This is a genomic window from Pseudomonas sp. FH1 (assembly GCF_000510895.2).
GTDB lineage: Bacteria > Pseudomonadota > Gammaproteobacteria > Pseudomonadales > Pseudomonadaceae > Aquipseudomonas > Aquipseudomonas azotoformans_A.
This window is the reverse complement of sequence record NZ_AOHM01000020.1, coordinates 81,259-97,477: the sequence shown is the minus strand read 5'-3', so window position 1 is coordinate 97,477 and position 16,219 is coordinate 81,259. Positions and strand designations below refer to the sequence as shown.

General features: G+C 62.4%; 16 protein-coding genes and 1 other RNA gene. 8 read left to right on the top strand and 9 right to left on the bottom strand.

Annotation, left to right across the window (positions count from 1 at the left end; translation table 11 throughout):
- Positions 1-53: 53 nt before the first annotated feature.
- The 8 genes from gcvT to H096_RS07695 form a co-directional block, all read right to left on the bottom strand.
- Positions 54-1,136, bottom strand: a complete 1,083-nt coding sequence (gene gcvT / locus H096_RS07730; protein WP_033897549.1) for a glycine cleavage system aminomethyltransferase GcvT — start codon at positions 1,134-1,136, stop codon at positions 54-56.
- 156 nt (positions 1,137-1,292) lie between these two features.
- Positions 1,293-2,909 (bottom strand): iron ABC transporter permease, encoded by a 1,617-nt coding sequence (locus tag H096_RS07725; RefSeq protein WP_033897548.1) that lies wholly within the window; start codon positions 2,907-2,909, stop codon positions 1,293-1,295.
- A gap of 161 nt (positions 2,910-3,070) precedes the next feature.
- Complete coding sequence (locus H096_RS07720; protein WP_028618388.1) at positions 3,071-4,075, bottom strand: extracellular solute-binding protein; 1,005 nt, start codon at positions 4,073-4,075, stop codon at positions 3,071-3,073.
- 95 nt (positions 4,076-4,170) lie between these two features.
- Positions 4,171-5,388, bottom strand: a complete 1,218-nt coding sequence (locus H096_RS07715) for a 2-octaprenyl-3-methyl-6-methoxy-1,4-benzoquinol hydroxylase (protein ID WP_167351277.1) — start codon at positions 5,386-5,388, stop codon at positions 4,171-4,173.
- Positions 5,389-5,397: 9 nt separating this feature from the next.
- Positions 5,398-5,883: a DUF4442 domain-containing protein gene (locus H096_RS07710; protein WP_033897546.1), complete on the bottom strand. Its 486-nt coding sequence runs from the start codon at positions 5,881-5,883 to the stop codon at positions 5,398-5,400.
- Positions 5,876-7,063 (bottom strand): 2-octaprenyl-6-methoxyphenyl hydroxylase, encoded by a 1,188-nt coding sequence (ubiH, locus tag H096_RS07705; RefSeq protein ID WP_033897545.1) that lies wholly within the window; start codon positions 7,061-7,063, stop codon positions 5,876-5,878. Before ubiH ends, H096_RS07710 begins: the two co-directional genes overlap by 8 nt.
- Positions 7,060-8,382, bottom strand: a complete 1,323-nt coding sequence (gene pepP, locus H096_RS07700) for a Xaa-Pro aminopeptidase (RefSeq protein ID WP_033897544.1) — start codon at positions 8,380-8,382, stop codon at positions 7,060-7,062. The genes ubiH and pepP overlap by 4 nt, the downstream gene beginning before the upstream one ends.
- Positions 8,383-8,402: 20 nt before the next feature.
- Positions 8,403-8,960, bottom strand: a complete 558-nt coding sequence (locus H096_RS07695) for a YecA family protein (RefSeq protein WP_021492630.1) — start codon at positions 8,958-8,960, stop codon at positions 8,403-8,405.
- A 138-nt stretch (positions 8,961-9,098) separates the two neighbouring features.
- Between H096_RS07695 and H096_RS07690 the strand changes: the two genes are divergently transcribed.
- The 4 genes from H096_RS07690 (at position 9,099) to H096_RS07680 (ending at position 10,518) form a co-directional block, all read left to right on the top strand.
- Positions 9,099-9,308 (top strand): TIGR02449 family protein, encoded by a 210-nt coding sequence (locus H096_RS07690; protein WP_007982902.1) that lies wholly within the window; start codon positions 9,099-9,101, stop codon positions 9,306-9,308.
- On the top strand, positions 9,305-9,622 hold the full coding sequence (locus H096_RS07685; RefSeq protein WP_003176812.1) for a cell division protein ZapA: 318 nt from the start codon (positions 9,305-9,307) through the stop codon (positions 9,620-9,622). Before H096_RS07690 ends, H096_RS07685 begins: the two co-directional genes overlap by 4 nt.
- Before the next feature lie 30 nt (positions 9,623-9,652).
- Positions 9,653-9,831: non-coding RNA, 6S RNA (ssrS, locus tag H096_RS33010), on the top strand.
- A 57-nt stretch (positions 9,832-9,888) separates the two neighbouring features.
- Positions 9,889-10,518, top strand: a complete 630-nt coding sequence (locus H096_RS07680; protein WP_033897543.1) for a 5-formyltetrahydrofolate cyclo-ligase — start codon at positions 9,889-9,891, stop codon at positions 10,516-10,518.
- Between the two features lie 8 nt (positions 10,519-10,526).
- Here H096_RS07680 and H096_RS34220 read toward each other — a convergent pair whose 3' ends face one another.
- A complete protein-coding gene (locus H096_RS34220) occupies positions 10,527-10,676 on the bottom strand; it encodes a hypothetical protein (RefSeq protein ID WP_010207387.1) in 150 nt (49 codons plus the stop codon).
- A gap of 195 nt (positions 10,677-10,871) precedes the next feature.
- Between H096_RS34220 and H096_RS07675 the strand changes: the two genes are divergently transcribed.
- The 4 genes from H096_RS07675 (at position 10,872) to H096_RS07660 (ending at position 16,188) form a co-directional block, all read left to right on the top strand.
- Positions 10,872-11,321 carry an EVE domain-containing protein gene (locus tag H096_RS07675; protein WP_033897542.1) on the top strand — a complete coding sequence of 150 codons (450 nt, stop codon included), beginning with the start codon at positions 10,872-10,874 and terminating at the stop codon, positions 11,319-11,321.
- Between the two features lie 69 nt (positions 11,322-11,390).
- The gene (locus H096_RS07670; RefSeq protein ID WP_033897541.1) at positions 11,391-12,356 is read left to right on the top strand and encodes an HlyD family efflux transporter periplasmic adaptor subunit; all 966 of its coding nucleotides are present in this window, start codon (positions 11,391-11,393) and stop codon (positions 12,354-12,356) included.
- Complete coding sequence (gene rbbA / locus H096_RS07665) at positions 12,353-15,070, top strand: ribosome-associated ATPase/putative transporter RbbA (RefSeq protein ID WP_033897540.1); 2,718 nt, start codon at positions 12,353-12,355, stop codon at positions 15,068-15,070. Before H096_RS07670 ends, rbbA begins: the two co-directional genes overlap by 4 nt.
- Positions 15,070-16,188: an ABC transporter permease gene (locus tag H096_RS07660; protein WP_033897539.1), complete on the top strand. Its 1,119-nt coding sequence runs from the start codon at positions 15,070-15,072 to the stop codon at positions 16,186-16,188. Before rbbA ends, H096_RS07660 begins: the two co-directional genes overlap by 1 nt.
- The last annotated feature ends 31 nt before the right edge of the window (positions 16,189-16,219 follow it).

Here is a 16,219-nt window from a genome sequence, read left to right as displayed (position 1 = left end):
AATCTGTGTCCTCAAGAAGTAATGTCAGCGGCCATTGGCCTGCCGGAAATAGGTTAGATCAAGGTTTTGCCATGGCGCACGAAGGTCGGTTTGACCACTCGAACCGGGTACCACTTGCCGCGGATTTCCACTTCGGCCCGATCAGCCGTTGCCGTCGGTACTCGCGCCAGGGCAATGGATTTGCTCAGCGTAGGAGAGAAACTACCACTGGTGATCTCCCCTTCGCCAATATTGGCGATACGAACCACCTGGTGAGCACGTAAAACTCCACGTTCTTCCAGTACCAGCCCGACCAGTTTGAACTGCACACCCGCGGCTTTTTCCGCTTCCAGCGCGGCGCGGCCGATGAAGTTGCGCTCGGCCGGCTCCCAGGCAATGCTCCAGGCCATGTTCGACGCCAACGGCGAAACGTCCTGATGGATGTCCTGACCGTAGAGGTTCATGCCCGCCTCCAGGCGCAGGGTATCCCGGGCGCCAAGGCCGATGGGGGAAATACCGGCACCTACCAGGTCGTTGAAAAAGCCCGGCGCCTGATCGGCCGGCAGGACAATCTCCAGACCATCTTCGCCGGTATAACCCGTGCGGGCGATAAACCAATCGCCGTCGGCCTGGCCTTCGAAGGGTTTGAGCTGGTGAATCAGCGCGCCGCGCGACTGGGTCACCAGCTCGGCAATCTTCTGCCGGGCGTGGGGGCCTTGGATAGCGAGCATGGCCAGCTCAGGGCGTTCATGCAGCTGCACCTGGTAATTGCCCAGTTGCGCGTGCATCCAGGCCATGTCCTGGTCACGGGTGGCGGCATTCACCACCAGCCGATAAGCGGACTCGGTGCGGTAGACGATCATGTCGTCCACCACGCCGCCCTTTTCGTTGAGCATGGCGCTGTACAACGCACGGCCGCAGCCGTGCAGGCGTTCGACATCATTGGCCAGCAGGTACTGGAGCCATTCCTTGGCCTGGGGGCCGGTGACATCGATCACGGTCATATGGGATACATCGAACACCCCGCAGTCGCGTCGCACCTGGTGGTGTTCTTCAACCTGCGAGCCGTAGTGCAGAGGCATATCCCAACCGCCAAAATCGACCATTTTCGCGCCGAGGGCGAGATGCAGGTCATACAGAGGCGTACGCTGTCCCATGGGTTTCTCCTTCCGGGCGTGGCGAAGGTGCGCGGAGCTACTGTTCGCGCTGAACACCTTGAATTACAAGGCCTGCAGCCACGCCCAGCGACCCGCTCCGAAAGACGAAGCGCACCGAATGCCGCGCATTGTAGCCGCAAGCCGTAGGACTGGCACCTAACCGATTTGCCGGGCGGAGCGTCGAATCAGCCCGATCACCGGCAACAGGCCGACCAGCACCAGTGTCAACGCGGGCAAAGAGGCCCTTGCCCATTCGCCTTCACTGGTCATTTCAAAGATGCGCACGGCCAGCGTGTCCCAGCCGAACGGGCGCATCAGCAGGGTCGCGGGCATTTCCTTGAGCACATCGACAAACACCAGCAGTGCCGCACTCAAGGTCCCCGGCAGCAACAACGGCAGATACACTTTGCAAAACAGTCGCGGGCCACTGACGCCAAGACTGCGTGCTGCTTCCGGCAGGGAGGGCCGGATGCGCGCCAGGCTGTTTTCCAACGGCCCATAGGCCACCGCCAGGAAACGCACCAGATACGCCAGCACCAACGCCGACAGGCTGCCCAACAGCAATGGCTTGCCCGCGCCGCCGAGCCAGCCGGACAGCGGCACCACCAGTTCACGGTCCAAATAGCTGAACGCCAACATGATCGACACCGCCAACACCGAACCCGGCAAGGCATAACCGACATTGGCCAGGCTGATGCCGGAGCGGATCGCCCGCGTCGGCGCCAGCCGGTTGGCGAAGGCCAGCACCAGCGCCACGCTGACTGTGATCAGGGCAGCGATCCCGCCCAGATAAAGCGTGTGAACAATCAGGCCGGAGTAGCGTTCATCCAGATCGAAGCGACCGCGCTGCCAGAACCAGGCAACCAGTTGCAGCATCGGGATCACAAAGGCACAGGCGAACACCAGCCCACACCAACTACTCGCCGCTGCCGCCTTGAACCCGCGCAGGTGATACAGCGCCTTGCCCCGTGGCCGCTCGTTGCTCGGTCGGCTGGCGCCCCGTGCTCGCCGCTCGCCATACAGCACCAGCATCACCACCAACAGCAACAAGCTGGCCAACTGGGCGGCGCTGGACAGGCTGAAAAAGCCGTACCAGGTCTTGTAGATGGCGGTGGTGAAGGTATCGAAGTTGAACACCGAGACCGCACCAAAATCCGCCAGGGTCTCCATCAATGCCAATGCCACCCCGGCGCCAATCGCCGGCCGCGCCACGGGCAGGGCCACATGCCAGAACGCGCGCCACGGCGATTGCCCCAACACCCGCGCCGCTTCCATCAGGCCTTTGCCCTGGGCCAGGAATGCGCTGCGCGCCAGCAGATAAACGTAGGGATAGAACACCAGCACCAACACGATGATCACACCGCTGGTGGAACGCACCCGAGGCAGCCTCAAGCCACTGCCAAACCATTCGCGCAGCAGGGTTTGCACCGGGCCGGAGAAATCCAGCAAGCCGACAAATACAAAAGCCAGAACGTAGGCCGGAATGGCGAACGGCAGCATCAACGCCCAATCGAGCCAGCGCCGGCCGGGGAACTCGCAGAGGCTGGTCAGCCAGGCCAGGCTCACGCCCAGCAGGGTCACGCCGACGCCGACACCCAACACCAGGGTCAGGGTGTTGCCCAGCAGGCGCGGCATCTGGGTTTCCCAGAGGTGGGACCAGATTTGTGCATCGATGCTTTGCCAGGACAGCAACAGCACGCTCAGCGGCAGCAGCACCAGGGCAGCGACGGTGAAGACCGGCAGGTACCAGCGGCGTTGGGCGGGGTAGGCCAATGAGAAACTCTCAGAATAATAAAGATTTTCAAGCCGCCGCTAACCAATGTGGGAGCGGGCTTGCTCGCGAATGCAGTGTATCAGCCACACATGTATCGACTGACACGACGCTTTCGCGAGCAAGCCCGCTCCCACATTTCGATCTGCGGCGTTTTAAAAATTTAGTTCCAGCCAGCCCGATCCATCAACCGAATCGCCTCAGCCTGGCGCTTGCCCGCCACTTCCACCGGCAAGGTGTCCGCCACGAACTTGCCCCAGCTCGCGACTTCCGCCGACGGCGGTACGGCCGGGTTGGCCGGGAATTCCTGGTTCACGTCGGCAAAGATCTTCTGCGCCTCAGGCGTGGTCATCCACTCCACCAGTGCCTTGGCAGCTTCCGGGTGCGGTGCATGTTGGGTCAGGCCGATGCCCGACAGGTTCACGTGCACGCCACGGTCGCCCTGGTTCGGCCAGAACAGTTTTACCGCCAGGTCCGGCTTCTGTTTGTGCAGGCGGCCATAGTAGTAGGTGTTGACGATGCCCACGTCGCACTGCCCGGCATTGATGGCCTCCAGCACAGCGATGTCATCGGAGAACACATCGGTGGACAGGTTGTTCACCCAGCCCTTGACGATTTCTTCGGTCTTGGCTGCGCCGTGGGTTTCGATCAGGGTGGCGGTCAGCGACTGGTTGTAGACCTTTTTCGCCGTGCGCAGGCACAGGCGGCCTTCCCACTGTTTGTCGGCCAGGGCTTCGTAGGTGGTGAGGTCGCCCGGTTTTACCCGGTCGGTGGAATAGGCGATGGTCCGCGCGCGCAGGCTCAAGCCGGTCCAGGTGTGTTTGGACGAGCGGTATTGCAGAGGGATGTTCTTGTCGATCACCGGGGAAGTGAACGGTTGCAGGATGCCCATTTGCTCAGCCTGCCAGAGGTTGCCGGCATCGACGGTGAGCAGCAGGTCGGCGGTGGCGTTTTCGCCCTCGGCCTTGATGCGCTGCATCAGCGGGGCTTCCTTGTCGGTGATGAATTTCACCTGCACGCCGGTTTTCTTTGTGTAGGCGTCGAACACTGGCTTGATCAGTTCGTCGATGCGCGAGGAGTAGACCACCACTTCGTCGGCGGCCTGCACGGTGGTGCTGCCGATCAGGGTGAGTGCCAGGGCAGTCAGGAGGCGCTTGGGTGCCAACATGGGTGCGGTCTCTCATTTGCAAAAAGAGGGCAAATGATAAGGACTCACATTTGGTAGCGCTTGGTGGAGGCGTTACCAGATGTTGCACGACTGTTTCAGGGCTGGGCCAGCTCCGGCAGATCCCCGCTCAGACCCAGCGCCTGGCGCACAAAGACGGCCTTGGCCTCGGGCATCTGGTCGACCATTTTCAAACCGGCGTTGCGCAACCAGCGCAGCGGCAGTTGATCGGCCTGGAACAGTCGCTCAAAACCCTCCATCGCCGCCATCAACGCCAGGTTGTGCGGCATGCGTCGACGCTCGTAGCGGCTCAGCACCTTTACATCCGCCAGGCGCTCGCCGCGCTCGGTTGCCGACAACAAGACTTCAGCCAGTGTCGCCGCATCCAGGAACCCCAGGTTCACGCCCTGCCCCGCCAAGGGGTGGATCACGTGCGCCGCGTCGCCAATCAACGCGAGGCCTTCGGCCACATAGCGCTTGGCGTGACGCTGGCGCAGTGGCACGCAGACGCGCGGATCGGCGCTAAGCACCGTGCCGAGCCGCCCTTCGAAGGCGCGCTCCAGCTCACGGCAGAAGCTTTCATCATCCAGCGCCATCAAACGCTCGGACTCGGCGGGCGTGGTCGACCAGACTATCGAACACCAATCTTCCTGCCCGTCCCGCACCAGCGGCAAGAACGCCAATGGGCCGGTGTCGGTAAAGCGTTGCCACGCGGTGCGCTGGTGCGGCTGGCTGCTGCGTACGCTGGTGACGATGGCGTTATGCAGGTAATCCCATTCGCGGGTCGCGGTGCCGGTCAGGCGGCGCACGGCGGAATTGGCGCCATCGGCAGCCACCACCAACGGCGCACGCAACGTGCGGCCGTCGGCCAGGGTCAGCAGCCAGTCATCGCCGGAGCGGCGCATCTGTTCCAGGCGTGCATTGGCCAGCAGGCCCAGGTCGCAGTCGTGCAGGCGGTCGAGCAGCGCATCCTGCACCACGCGGTTCTCGACGATATGCCCCAGCACCTCGGCATGCACACTGGCGGCCGAAAAGTGGATCTGCCCGGTGCCGCTGCCGTCCCACACTTGCATCTCGCCATAAGGGCTGGCACGGCGCGAGACGATGCCGTCCCACACGCCCAGGCGCTCGAGGATGCGCTGGCTGGCGGCCGACAAGGCGCTCACGCGGGGTTCGAATGCGGCCTCGCGGTCGAACGGCTTGACGCTCAGCGGGCTGCCGTCGAGCAGCAGCACCTGCAAGCCACTGCCCTGCAACGCCAGCGCCAGGGCGCTTCCGACCATTCCGGCCCCGACAATCAGCACATCTGCGCGCATGTCCATGCTTTAAGCCTGTCTCGCTGTCGGCTTGCGCCGCACGTAAAGGGTTTTGTCGACTCGCGCCACCAGGGTGCCGGAGCCGTCATGAATCTGGACCTTGAGGTGGGGCAGGTACTTCTCGCCCCCTTCGGTCTGCCGGCGGATCTCATCGAGTAAGGCATCGTCGATGGAAAACTCGGCATATACCGGGCCTTTGCCCGGCGAAATGAAATCGATACTCGCCGCCTTGTCCCACACGATGTAGTCGCGGCCCAGGTTCTCCATCAACAGCAGCATGTAGAACGGGTCGACCATCGAATACAGGCTGCCGCCAAACTGCGTACCGACGTAATTGCGGTTGTACCAGCCCAGGCCCATGCGCACTTTGACATGCCGGAAGTCCGCGCTCAGTTCTTGCACCCGTACGCCCGCGCCGAGGTACGGCGGATACAGGCTCAGGAACCAGCGCAATAACCGCGCCTTGCCCAGGCGCTCAATCAACCAGTTACGCATCGGGACGGGTACCCAGGCCCATGGCCTGACGGGCGAACCAGCGCTTGGCCGGCGGCAGCAAGTCCAGGCCCAGCAGGCCCATGTTGCGGCCCAGGGCGACCAGCGGTTGGGCACTGCCGAACAGGCGCGTGACCTGGTCGGAGAAGCCCACGGTGAGTTTCTGGTCGAGGCGCTGGCGCTCGCGATAACCCTGCAAGGTGGCCAGGTCACCCGGCACTTGCGGTCCCGCCAACAAGGCTTCAGCCAATGCATTTGCATCACGCAGGGACAGGTTGAAGCCCTGCCCCGCAATCGGGTGCAGGCTGTGGGCCGCGTTGCCGAGGATCGCCAGGTGCGAGCGCACTTGCTCCTCGGCTTCCACCAATGTCAGCGGGTACAGATGACGGGCGCCGACTTGCTTCAGCGTGCCCAGGCGGTAGCCGAACACGCCCTGCAACTCGCTCAAAAAGCTGCGCTCGTCGAGATTGGCCAGGCGCTGCGCGTCCATGCCGATGCGCGTCCACACCAGTGCGCAGCGGTTGTCCGGCAGCGGCAGCAGGGCCATCGGGCCTTCATCGGTGAAACGCTCGAAGGCCTCACCGTTATGGGATTCGCTTGGAGTGATATTGGCGATCAGCGCGCTCTGGTTGTACGGGCGGGTTTTCACGCCGATGCCCAGTTGCTCACGCAGGCCGGAGCGGCCACCGTCAGCCAGCACGGCGAGGTCGCATTCCAGCACAGTTTCATCGTTGAGGGTCAGGCGGTAGCCATCGGGCAGCGGTTCCATGCGTGTGACTTCGGCCGGGCAACGCCAGCTGACCACCTCTTTGTCCAGGCCTTGCCACAGGCATTGGCCCAGCCAGGCGTTCTCCACCACGTAGCCGAGGGCCGGCACGCCCTCTTCCATGGCGGACAGGCGCGCGGTGGAGAAACGCCCACGGTCAGACACGTGGATCTGCTTGATCGGCTCGGCGCGGCGCGAAATCTCTTGCCACAAACCCAGGCGCTGATAGATCTGCCGCGCACCAAAGGACAACGCAGAAGAGCGCGCATCGTAGCTCGGCTGGTAGCTGTCGCCCGGCGCAAAAGGTTCGATCAGCACGATCTTCCAGCCGCGCGCCTTGGCCCCAGCCTGCAACGCCAGCGCCAGGCTGGCGCCGACCAGGCCGCCGCCAATGATTGCCAGGTTGACCCGGCTCATCGGGCAGCCGCCATTAACGCTTCAATTTCAGCGACGGTCTTGGGCACGCCACCGGTCAGGATTTCACAGCCTTGCTTGGTCACTACCACGTCGTCCTCGATGCGTACGCCAATGCCACGCCATTTCTTTGCCACATTCGGGTTGTCCGGCGAAATATAGATGCCCGGTTCTACGGTCAGCGCCATGCCGACTTCCAGCACCCGCCATTCACCGCCCACTTTGTACTCGCCCACATCATGCACATCCATGCCCAGCCAGTGGCCAGCGCGGTGCATGTAGAAGGCTTTATAGGCTTCGCTGGCGATCAACTCGTCGACGTCACCCTGCAGCAACCCCAGCTTCACCAAGCCAGCAGTAATCACCTGCACGGTTGCCTCATGCGCCTGGTTCCAATGCTTGTCCGGGGCGATTTCGGCAAACGCGGCTTCCTGGGAAGCCAGCACAATTTCGTAGATCGCCTTCTGTTCCGGCGAAAACCTGCCATTGACCGGCCAGGTGCGGGTGATGTCGCTGGCGTAGCAGTCGATCTCGCAGCCGGCGTCGATCAGCACCAGATCGCCGTCCTTGAGCAGCGCGTCATTCTGCTGGTAATGCAGGATGCAGCTGTTGCGCCCGGCGGCGACGATGGAGCCGTAGGCTGGCATTTTCGCGCCGCCTTTGCGGAATTCATAATCCAGCTCGGCTTCCAGGCTGAACTCATGGAGACCGGCACGGCTGGCCTGCATCGCCTTCACGTGGGCGGCGCAGGAGATTCGCGCGGCCTCGCGCATCACCTTCACTTCCGCAGCCGATTTATACAGGCGCATGTCGTGGAGCAGATGATCCAGCGCAACGAATTCGTTCGGTGGCTGGGCGCCCAGGTGGGCCTTGGAGCGGATCACGTTGATCCATTCCATCAGGTGCCGGTCGAACTCGGCATTGCTGCCCATGGCCGAGTACACCCGGTCGCGACCTTCGATAAGGCCGGGCAGGATGTCGTCGATATCGGTGATAGGAAACGCGTCGTCGGCGCCAAAATCACGGATCGCGCCTTCGGTGCCCGCGCGCAGGCCGTCCCACAGTTCGCGTTCGGCGTTGCGCTCGCGGCAGAACAGCACGTACTCGCCGTGCTGGCGACCGGGCATCAGCACAATCACCGCTTCCGGCTCGGGGAAACCGCTCAGGTACTGGAAGTCACTGTCCTGGCGGTACACGTGTTCGACATCGCGATTGCGGATCGCCACGGCGGCAGCCGGCAGGATCGCGATGCTGTTGGGTTCCATCTGCGCCATGAGCGCCTTGCGGCGTCGGGTGTATTCCGCTCGGGGGATATGGATCATGGGCAGATGGGCTTCCCTTCTTAGTGCAGCGACGGCTTGGGTGCAGCGGGTTCAGCGGACTTCTTGGTCTCGGTGAACAGCAGCAGCGGCGCGACGCGCAGGTATTCCATGACTTCCATGTAGTCGCCTTCGCCGTCTTCGGACTCTTCCAGGGCGTCTTGCACCTGGGAGATCGCCGCCAGGTCCTGCAATACTTCCTTGGCGTCGGTGCTCAGTTCCAGGCCGCCGGCGTTGACGCCGAAACCGTGGAGGAAGCCCTGGCACCATTGGCCCAGGGCGGCGGCGCGTTCCGCGAGCGGCGCATCGTCGGTCGGTAGCAGCAGGACCACGGTGACGTCATCACCGGTCAGCTCGCCCTTGACCATCTCTTGCAGGCCGATCAGCGCGTTGCGCACGTTGTCGGTCGGTTCGGTCTCAAGCAGCTCGGCCACGTCAGCCAGCCAGTTGTCGGCATCAAAGCCAACGCCGGTGCAGCTGCGGCCCAGCAATACGCCGTGCAGTTCAGCAGGCGAGCAAGGGTGGCCGCTGGTGCTCAGCAGTTTGGAAAAAGCGTCGTACGGGGAGTTCTGAATAGGCATGGTGAGCTAGGCGCCAGACGGCGCAATGTCTAGAATGGAGCGCTGTATCCTAGCACCGGCAGACGTACCAAGACTATCAAGGGCGTCAGATCGTTTATCCTGCAGTTGCCATTCATCAGACAAATCCAGTGGAACCCAATGGAAGACACCGACCTGCAAGCGCTGATGGCCAGACTCGAATTGCTAATTACCCGGGTCGAGCAACTAAAGAGTCAAAACGGACTCCTATTAGCTCAGGAAAAGACCTGGCGCGAGGAACGCGCTCACCTCATTGAAAAAAACGAAATCGCCCGGCGTAAGGTCGAATCGATGATTTCGCGCCTGAAGGCCCTGGAGCAAGACTCATGAGTTCAAGCAATAGCGTCACCGTGCAGATCCTGGATAAAGAATATTCGATCATCTGCCCCCAGGAAGAGCGCAACAACCTGGTGAGCGCCGCCCGCTACCTGGATGGCAAGATGCGTGAAATCCGCAGCAGCGGCAAAGTGATCGGCGCCGACCGTATCGCCGTGATGGCCGCGCTGAACATTACCCACGATCTGCTGCATAAGCAGGAACGCCCTGACGTGCAGGCCAGCGGCTCGACGCGTGAGCAGGTGCGCGACCTGCTGGAGCGTGTCGATCTGGTGCTTTCCAGCGATTCAGACGCACCCAAGGGCTGATTGCCGCGACTGTTTAAGGTATACTCGCCCCACTCCCTGGCGTGTTTGCCAGTCGGCGATGTCCCTGAGCCGATTCGCACTACCCTGGAAGTTGCACGTTGGGCTGGTGTGCATGTCCGCTAGACGGAAAGCCTTAAAGCCTACTGCATCTTCCACCTTGAACTTTCGGGTTCAAGGGCTAAGTCGACAGCGGCTCTGTCGGGGAGCCTGAATTCCCAAACTCAATGCCAGTCCTCGGACTGGCATTGTTTTATGAGCCGGAAACCATGACCGAACCTGCGCCGCTTTCCCGTCCGCAACTTCGACGCATGTTGCGCAAAGCCCGCCGCGCCCTCACGCCGAGCGAGCAACGCAAGGCCGCCCAGGGCCTGTATCGGCAACTGGCACAGCACCCGCTGTTTCGCCGGGCCAAACATATCTCTTTGTATCTACCGACGGACGGTGAAATCGATCCGCGCCTGCTGCTGCGCGCCGCCCAGCGCCGGGGCAAGGCCACTTACCTGCCGGTGCTCAGCGCCTGGCCACGGACCAAGATGGTGTTCCAGCGCGTCAGGCCTGGGGAAAAGCTGCTGCCCAATCGCTTTCGCATCCTGGAGCCACGGGTGAATATCAGCCGCCAGCGCAAAGTCTGGGCCTTGGACCTGGTGCTGCTGCCGTTGGTGGGGTTCGATGATGCCGGTGGACGCCTGGGCATGGGCGGCGGGTTCTACGATCGCAGCCTGGCCTACCTGGCGCGCCGCCAAAGCTGGCGCAAGCCGACGCTGTTGGGTCTGGCCCATGAATGTCAGAAGGTCGATCGATTGATACAGGCAAGCTGGGATGTGCCGTTGGCGGGCACCGTCACCGATAAGCATTGGTATAGTGCGAAGACGCCACTGGAATCAGCGGCGCCTTGAAAGAAGAGTCAGCGTTTGAACGGTTGCGGCTGCTGCTGAGCCAGTTCAACGGGCGCATCGGTCTTGTTCGACCATAAGCTTTGGGCATACCCGGTGGTCACGACGCCCAGACCAAACAAAATCACCAAAATCCATAGTAAATCCGGTTTACGTTGCATCGATTGCCCCCCTGCAGGCACCTCGTACACGATGACAACAACGTTCCAAAGTAGTCCGTTGCAGCTGCGTCAAGCTTTAAAAGCCGGCATTCTGCGGTAACGTGAACCAACACGCAAACCTTGGCGCCAACCGACTGTCGGTTTGTCATCAAATTGCCTGACAACTTGCCCACTGCTTTTTTCAGGAGCCCAAAAATGGCCTATTGGCTGATGAAATCCGAGCCCGACGAACTCTCTATCAAAGGCCTGGAAAAGCTCGGCGAAGCGCGCTGGGACGGGGTTCGCAACTACCAGGCGCGCAACTTCCTGCGTGCCATGGCGGTGGGTGACCAATTTTTCTTCTACCACTCCAGTTGCCCGGAGCCGGGCATTGCCGGCATCGGCAAAATCGTCGAGGCGGCCTACCCGGACCCCACCGCGCTGGAGCCCGAAAGCCACTACTTCGACGCCAAGGCCACTCCGGAAAAAAATCCGTGGAGCGCGATCAATGTCGCTCACGTCCAGACCTTCCCCAACGTGCTTGGCCTGGGCTACCTCAAACAACAATCCGCCCTTGCCGAACTGCCCCTGGTGCAAAAAGGCAGCCGCCTTTCAGTGATGGCCGTCACGCCCGAGCAATGGGCCGCCGTGATCAATTTGCTTTAACTGACCGGTATCAAAGCCCCGCCGGGGCAAACCGCTCAAACTAGGACGCTAATGCCGCAGGAAGCAGCCATGTCGACGAACCACCACGCCTCACGCCTTTTCGCCATCGCCCTCATTGCCTTGTTGCTGGGCGCCGGCGGCTTCGGTTACTGGCGCTCCACCCAGGACCGCCTGCCCGAAGGCCTGAGCATGGGCAATGGCCGTCTGGAATCCACCGAAGTGCAGATCGCCGCCAAGATCCCCGGCCGCCTGGCCGAAGTACGCGTGGACGAAGGCGACAAGGTCCTCAAAGGCCAACTGCTCGCACGCATGGACACTCGCACGCTGGAAGCCCAGCGCGCCCAGGCAGAAGCCGAAGTGCTGCGCGCCAAGGAAAACTTCGCGGCCGCCGAGGCCAACGTGCAATTGCGTCAGAGCGAGCAACTGCTGGCCAACCAGGAACTCAAGCGCACCCAAGAGCTGTACAAGCGCGGCTTTGCCAGCAGCCAGTTGATTGACCAACAGCAGGCACGGCAGAACACCGGCAACGCCGCCGTGATTGCCGCGCAAGCCCAAGTCAATTCGGTGAAGGCGGCGATTGGCGCCGCCGAAGCCCAGGTCGCCCAGCTCACCAGTGAGATCGATGACAGCAGCCTGCGCGCGCCCATCGACGGGATTATCCAACTGCGCCTGGCCGAGCCGGGCGAAGTGCTCGGCGCGGGCGGGCGCGTCCTGTTGCTGATCGACCCCAACGATCAATACATGAACCTCTACCTGCCGGCCTCCGTCACCGGCCGCCTGACCGTCGGCAGCGACGCGCGCATTCTGCTCGACGCCCTGCCCGACCAACCGCTGCCGGCGAAGATCAGCTTTGTCGCCGCCAAATCCCAGTTCACCCCCAAGGAAGTGGAAACCCGCGACGAACGCCAGAAACTGGTGTTCCGCGTCAAACTGCGCCTGACTCAACCCAGCGCCGTGCCCCAGGCCAAACCCGGCATGCCCGGCGCCGGCTACGTGCGCACGGCTGATATCGACTGGCCGGCCAACCTGCAATGACCGCCCTGGCGCTGCAAGCCACGGCGATCAACCACCGCTATGGCAAGCAACAGGCCCTGGTCGACATCACGTTCAGCCTGGCAGCCGGTACGCGTTGCGGGTTGATCGGGCCGGATGGTGCGGGCAAGTCGAGCCTGCTGGGCTTGATCGCCGGGGTCAAAAAGCTCCAGGACGGTCAACTGCAAGTGCTGGGCGGTGCGATTGAAGACCGCCGCCACCGCAACAGCCTGTACCCGCGCATCGCCTTTATGCCTCAAGGGCTGGGCGGCAACTTGTATCCCGAGTTGTCCATCAGCGAGAACATCCGTTTCTTTGCCACGTTGTTTGGCCTGTCGAAAGCCGACTGCGACCAGCGCATGCACAACCTGCTGCTGGCCACCGACCTTGCGCGCTTCGCTGAACGCCCGGCGGGCAAGCTCTCCGGTGGGATGAAGCAGAAACTCGGCCTGTGTTGCGCGCTGATCCACGACCCGGACCTGTTGATCCTCGACGAGCCCACCACCGGCGTCGACCCACTGTCACGCCGGCGCTTCTGGGAGCTGGTCGAAAGCGTCCGCCAAGAACGCCCGCAACTGACGCTGCTGGTGGCCACGGCCTACATGGAAGAAGCCGAGCAATTCGAACATTGCCTGATGCTCGATCGCGGCAAGCTGATTGCAGACGGACTAAGCCGTGAATTGGCGGGCGCGACCGCCAGCGGCAAACTGGACGACGCCTTCACCCACTTCCAGGGCGACAGCGCCCACGCCAACCAGCCGCTGGTGATTCCGCCCAGGGAAAGCAACAACACCGATATCGCCATCGAAGCCCACGACCTGACCCTGCGTTTCGGGGATTTCACCGCCGTGAACAAGGTCAGCTTCGCCATTGGCCGCGGCGAGATCTTCGGCTTCCTCGGCTCCAACGGCTGCGGCAAGACCACCACCATGAAGGTGCTCACCGGGCTGATGCCGGCCACCGAGGGCAGCGCGACGCTGCTGGGCAATCCGGTAAACGCCAAGGACCTCGCGACCCGCAAGCGCGTGGGTTTCATGTCGCAAAGCTTCTCGCTGTATGGCGAACTCAGCGTGCGCCAGAATCTGGTGCTGCATGCGCAATTGTTCGACCTGCCCAAGGCTGACAGCGGCCCGCGCATTGATGAGCTGATCCAGCGTTTCGATCTCGGCGACGTGGCCGAACAGCCCTCCGGCGAACTGCCCCTCGGCCTGCGCCAACGTTTGTCACTGGCCGTGGCAGTGCTGCATCGCCCGGAAGTGCTGATCCTTGATGAACCGACTTCGGGCGTCGACCCGGCGGCGCGGGATGATTTCTGGCGATTGCTGATCGAGCTGTCCCGCGAACAAGGTGTGACGATTTTCCTGTCCACGCACTTTATGAACGAAGCCCAGCGCTGCGACCGCATTTCCCTGATGCACGCGGGTAAAGTGCTCGCCTGCGATACGCCGCAAGCGCTGCAACGGCAATTCCAGGGCGACACCTTGGAAGCCGCGTTCGTCACCTGCCTGGAACAGGCCCAAGGCGAACCTGAGCCCACGGTGCCCGCCGCAACCGTCAGCGAAACCAGCGCGCCGCCGGTGAGCAAACGCGGTTTCAGCCTGGCCCGCCTGTTGGCGGTGGCCAGCCGCGAAGGCAAAGAACTGCTGCGCGACAAGGTACGCATGGCCTTCGCGTTGCTGGGCGCGATGTTCATGATGGTGATCTTCGGCTACGGCATTTCCCTGGATGTGGAGAAACTCGCCTTCGCCGTCTACGACCAGGACCAGACGCCGCAAAGCCGCGCCTACCTGGAGGCGTTCCGCAGCTCACGCTACTTCGCCGAGCAACCGCCGATTCAGGACTCAACTGAATTGCACCGGCGCCTGCAACGTTCGGAAATCAAACTGGCCCTGGAGATTCCACCGGGCTTTGGCCGCGATCTCTACGCCGGCCGCCAGCCCAGCGTGGCCGCCTGGCTCGATGGCGGCATGCCGTTTCGCGCGGAAACCAGCCGCAACTATGTCGAGGCCGTGCACCAGGAAAACCTTCAGCAACTGGCCGAACTGAGCAGCCTGCCGCGCAACAATCCAGCAGCCGCCAAGCTGGAAACGCGCTTTCGCTATAACCAGGACGTAGTCAGCGTGAATGCCATCGGCCCCGGTGTGATGGCGCTGATCCTGGCGTTTATCCCGGCGATGCTCACCGCCCTCGGCATCGTGCGCGAGAAGGAACTGGGCTCAATCACCAACTTCTACGCCACGCCCCTGACTCGCCTGGAGTTTCTGCTCGGCAAACAGGCGCCGTACCTGGCCGTGAGCCTGGTCAACCTGGCAGTGCTGGTGGCGATGAACCGCTGGCTGTTCGGCGTGCCGTTCAAGGGCAGCGGCCTGACGCTGGCGTTCGGCGGCCTGCTCTATGTGCTGGCGACCACCAGCATGGGCCTGCTGATTTCGGCGTTCACCCGCACCCAGATCGCGGCGATCCTCGGCACCATGATCATCACCAGCCTGCCGACCATTCAATTCTCCGGGCTGATCGTGCCACGCTCGTCCCTGGAAGGCGCGGCGGCGTTGATGGGCATGCTATTTCCGGCGGGGCACTTCCTTGATGTCGCCGTGGGCACGTTCACCAAGGCCCTGGACCTGCGCCAGTTATGGCCGCAATGCCTGGCGCTGTTCGGGTTCTTTGTCGGGTTTACCGGGCTGAGCCTGGTCATGCTCAAAAAGCAGGAGGCCTGATGCATAAGTTCGCGCATATCCTGCGCCTGGGGATCAAGGAACTGACCAGCCTGCGCCATGACAGCGTTTTGCTGCTGTTTCTGTTCTACGCCTTCACCGTCGCCATCTATATGCCCGCCGCCGGCTCGGTGATCGGTGTGCACAACGCCAGCGTGGCGTTTGTCGATGAAGACCACAGTTCGCTGTCGCGACAACTGGCCGAGGCGCTGCAGCCGCCCGAGTTTCAGGCACCAACGCCGTTGGCCTATGACCAGTTGGACAAGGTCATGGACAGCGGCGAATACACATTCGTGATCAATGTGCCGGCGAACTTCCAGGCTGACCTGCTGGCCGGCCGCCAACCCGGCGTGCAGGTGAACGTGGACGCCACGGCGATGAGCCAGGCATTCATGGGCGCCGGTTACATCGGGCGGATTTTCCAGCGCGAACTGCTGGCCTACGGCGGCCAGACCGATGCCGCCAGCCAGGCGCCGGCGCTGCTGACGACGCGGGCGCTGTTCAATACCAACCTGGAAGGCGGCTGGTTTTTGGCGGTGATCCAGATCGTCAACAACATCACCATCCTGGCCATTGTGCTCACCGGCACCGCGCTGCTGCGCGAGCGCGAACACGGCACCCTTGACCATTTGCTGGTGCTGCCGCTGACGGCGCTGGAGATCATGCTGGCGAAAATATGGAGCAACATGCTGGTGGTGGTGTTGTGTACCTGGGTGTCGCTGGAGGTGGTGGTCAAGGGGTTGCTTGGCGTGCCGTTGGCCGGGTCGCTGAGTTTGTTCCTGTTTGTGACGGCGCTGTATCTGTTTGCCAGTACGGCGCTGGGGATCTTTCTGGCCACGCTGGCCCGCTCGACACCGCAGTTCGGCTTGCTGGCGATTCCGGTGATTATCCCGATGCTGTTGTTGTCCGGCGGCAGTACGCCGTTGGACAGCATGCCCGAGTGGTTGCAGTGGGTGATGCAGGGCTCGCCGTCGACGCATTTTGTGAGTTTGAGTGCGGCGATTCTGTTTCGGGATGCAGGAGTAAACGTAGTCTGGCCGGAATTGTTGGGATTGGCGGGAATTGGGTTGCTGTTTTTTGCAGTGGCACTAATGCGTTTCAGAAAAACCCTCACGTCTTAACAGTCGAAACTAAAGACACATTGGCTATATA